Annotated in this window: 2 protein-coding genes; both read right to left on the bottom strand. The window is 76.2% G+C overall.

What is annotated here, in order from left to right; all coding sequences use genetic code 11:
• A partial coding sequence (locus tag ACFV0G_RS31800) for an MFS transporter (protein WP_380555506.1) occupies positions 1–1,257 on the bottom strand: 1,257 nt, incomplete at its 3' end.
• Between the two features lie 336 nt (positions 1,258–1,593).
• Positions 1,594–2,997 carry an amidase gene (locus tag ACFV0G_RS31795; RefSeq protein WP_380555504.1) on the bottom strand — a complete coding sequence of 468 codons (1,404 nt, stop codon included), beginning with the start codon at positions 2,995–2,997 and terminating at the stop codon, positions 1,594–1,596.
• Between the last annotated feature and the right edge of the window lie 583 nt (positions 2,998–3,580).

The following is a 3,580-nucleotide window of genomic DNA, read 5'->3' as shown; positions in this document are numbered from 1 at the left end:
CGGCGGGGGGCCGCGGCGGCGCGGGCGGGGCGGGGGGCCGGGTGTTGGGGGGGGGGGGGGCGGGGGTGTGCCTCCCCCCCACCCCAACCCGGCGGGCGCGGTCAGGCCCACCAGGGCGAACAGGCAGCCGGCCGCCGTCCAGCCCGCCGCCCCGCCGCTCAGGCAGAGCCCGCCGAGCAGGGCCGGCGCGACCGCGGACGCCAGCCCGCTGCCGATCCGGAGGACACCCGCGTACTGGCCCTGGGCGTGGGCCGGTGCCAGCCGGAAGCGCAGCTCGAACGAGCCTGCGGCCTGCCAGAGTTCACCGACCGTGTGGAGGACGATCCCGACCGGGATCAGGAGGACGGCGGCCAGGGTGCCCAGCCCGGCGGTGCTGCCGATCACCGCCATCGACGCGAGGAACGCCCAGCCCGCGCGTCGCCAGGACCGCGCGGCCGCGGCCGGCGAGGTGACCCGGCGGCCGACCCGGACCTGGAGCAGCACCACCAGCACCGTGTTCACCAGGACGCCCGCGCCGACGAACCAGCGCGGCGCCTCGGTGTGCCCCACGATCCACAGCGGCAGCACGAACACCTGCACCGTGCCCTGCATCGACAGCACCCCGTCGAGCACGGTGACCGCCAGGAACGGCAGGTCGCGCAGCGCCGTCCACCGGCCGCCGCTGCCGGGCGGCGGCGGAACGGGCGGCAGCGAGGGCAGCCGGCCGACCAGTGCGGCGGTCGCCAGGAAGCTCGCCGCATTGCCCAGCACCAGGCACAGGTAGCCGCCGCGGGAGTCGAGTTGGACGACCAGGGCGACCGGCGCCGCGGCGAGCGCGGCGGCCAGGTTGACCACCGCCCGCAGGTACGCCCGGTACTCGGCCGGGCGCTTGCCCGCGAGTCCGCGCAGCAGCGGCCCGCGCGCCGCCTGGCTCGCCGAACTCGCCAGCTGGGTCAGCGAGATCACTATCACGAACAGCCAGAACGAGCGGACGAGCAGCAGCGCCGCCATCGCCGCCGCCTGGACGCCCAGGGTCGCGCGGTAGACCTCGCGCGGGCCCCGGCGGTCCGCGAGGTGCCCGACCGGGATCCCGGACAGCAGCCCCACCAGTGCGCCGGCACCCGTTCCCAGCCCCACCTGGGCCACCGACAGGCCCACCACGCGGGTGAAGTACAGCCCGGAACCGAGCGTGAAGACCACGCCGCCCAGCATGTTGACGAAGCTCGCCGCCGCGAGCGTGCGCCGCGGGCCCCGCTCCGGCAGGATCCCGCGGGCCACCGGCCCGCTCCCGGCGGTCTGCGACCCCGTACGCCCCTGCGTGACCGTCACCGTTCGGCCGCCCCTTCTCCGCTGTCGCCGGGCATGCGGGAGCGCGGCAGGCAACTGCCCCTCCCCCGATGCGAAGTCAGGAGTATCCGCCCGCCCGCGGCGCCGCGAGAAGCCGTACGAGGTGCGGGAAGACTCACACCCGGACGGGGAACCCGGCGCCGCGCCAACGCCGTTGGACCTGGTGCGGACGTGCTCGCGAGAGCCGTCCCGCCCGCGCTCGCAACGGCCCCCGGCCGCCTTTGAGGACAGCTCCTGGGCCCGCCGGGCGTACGGCCCGGCCGGACGTCAGTCCTGGATCCGGCGCCAGGGCCGGTCCGCCTCCAGGGCGAACGCGAGCTCGAGCAGCAGTCGTTCCCGCCCGTGCGCGGCGGAGAGGTGCACGCCCACCGGAAGGCCCTCGGCGGTGCTGCCGGTCGGCAGGGCGAGCCCGGGCGCGCCGGTGACGTTGTTGATCGGGGTGAAGGCCACGTAGCGGTGGAGGCGCTGGATCAGCTCCTCGAACGGCACGTTGGGGCTGAGGTGGCCGATCGGCGGCGCGGTGTGCGCGAGCACCGGGGAGAGCACGACGTCGTGCTCGCGGAACACCCCGGCGTAGGTGTGCTCGGTCTGCCGCAGCCGGCGCAGCACTCCGGGGGTGCGCAGGAACTCGCGGTGGAAGGTGCTCCGCAGGCCGGAGGTGAGGCCGTCGAGCCGGCCGGCCCGGAAGCTGCGGTCGAGCAGCAGCTTGCCGGTGGCGGCGACGAGGAAGGCGATGTAGCCCCAGTAGAGGGTGAAGTCGCGCTGGAACTCGGCACCGAAGGGCAGGACGGCCGGCTCCACGCGGTGGCCCATGGCCTCCAGCCGCAGTGCGGTGTCCTCGACCGCGCGGCGGGTCTCCTCGTCCACCTCGGCGAGCGGCGAGCCGAGGACGAGGCCCACCCGCAGCGGGCGGTCGCCGGGGCCCTCGACCAGGCCGAGCGGGGGGAGTTCAGGGCTGCGGTGGACCTGCTCGGCGGCGGCGAAGAACGCGGCCGTGTCGCGGACGGACCGGGTGAGGACACCGTCGGTGACCAGGTCGATCGGCAGGCGCCGGCCCTGGTCGTTGAGCACCAGTCGGCCGCGGGTCGGCTTGAGGCCGACCAGGCCGCAGCAGGCGGCCGGGATCCGGATGGATCCGCCGCCGTCGTTGGCGTGGGCGATCGGCACCACGCCGGCGGCGACCAGTGCGGCGGCGCCGCCGGAGGAGGCGCCCGGCGAGTGCGAGGTCCGCCACGGGTTGCGGACGGGTTCGGCGGCGGCGTACTCGGTGGAGGCGTTCAGGCCGAACTCGGGCAGCCGGGTCTTGCCGAGCACCGCCAGGCCCGTCCCCAGCAGCTGGTCGGCGAAGCCGGCGGAGCGGCGGGCCGGGCGGGGCCGGAAGGCGGCGCTGCCGTGGCCGGTCGGCATGCCGGACAGGTCGACGTTGTCCTTGAGGTAGGTCGGGACGCCGTGCAGCGGCGCGTCACCGCCCCGCGGGGCGAGCCTTGGCGATTCGTAGCGGGCGAAGGCGACCGGGGACAGGGCGGCGTCGACCAGCCGGGCCCGCTCGGCGGCGGCCGCGGCGAGTTCGGCCGGGCTCACCTCACCGGCCCGGACCAGTCCTGCCAGCGCCACCGCATCGTGCTCGCCCAGTACGTCGTCCCCGAACGCGTGGACCCGTCCGTCCGCCATCGCTCCCCCGCCCCTACTCGCCGGTAATGCCATGTCGGTGCCGCATTCTAGGACCGCGCCGGACCGGCCGACACCCCTTGGCACGCGGCGCCCCCGGCCGTGTCGCCCGTGCGGCGGGCCACCCCGCGGCCGGTCGGACCCGTCGGCCGGGAGGCGGTGGCCGCGGACACCGGCGCCGGACGCCGCGGCCGGCGTGATCCGGGTCACCGGGCGGGCGCCGCAGCGCGGTCGGGGTCACGGCGGGTGTGCGGGCGGTGCACGGCGGGTGCCTGCCGACTGTCGCCCGGATCACTGCAGGGCCCGGAATGAAAACGGACAATCTCCCACAAATGGGTCGGTAAAACGCCCCCGGCCGGTGAGGGTGCTCACACGCGGGGGACCACAACGACGGCGAATAGTAGGCCCGCGGCAGCCCCGGGGACGATCGGCCGCGATCAAGGGCGGGGCAGGTCCGGCGCGGCACCGCCCCGGGAACATAACGGGTGGAACCGGGTCGGGGCGGACGGAACATCGGGGTATTCCGGGGGATGCGATTTCCCCCGGGGCTCCGAGCCGGGGGTGTGATCTGGGGGGGTGGGACCCG

The organism is Kitasatospora sp. NPDC059571, from assembly GCF_042735675.1.
Classification (GTDB): domain Bacteria; phylum Actinomycetota; class Actinomycetes; order Streptomycetales; family Streptomycetaceae; genus Kitasatospora.
This window is presented reverse-complemented; position numbering and strand designations above follow the sequence as displayed.

Excerpts from the sequence above, each read along its gene's own strand:
- ACFV0G_RS31795 (WP_380555504.1), bottom strand. The coding sequence starts at position 2,997 with ATGGCGGACGGACGGGTCCACGCGTTCGGGGACGACGTACTGGGCGAG.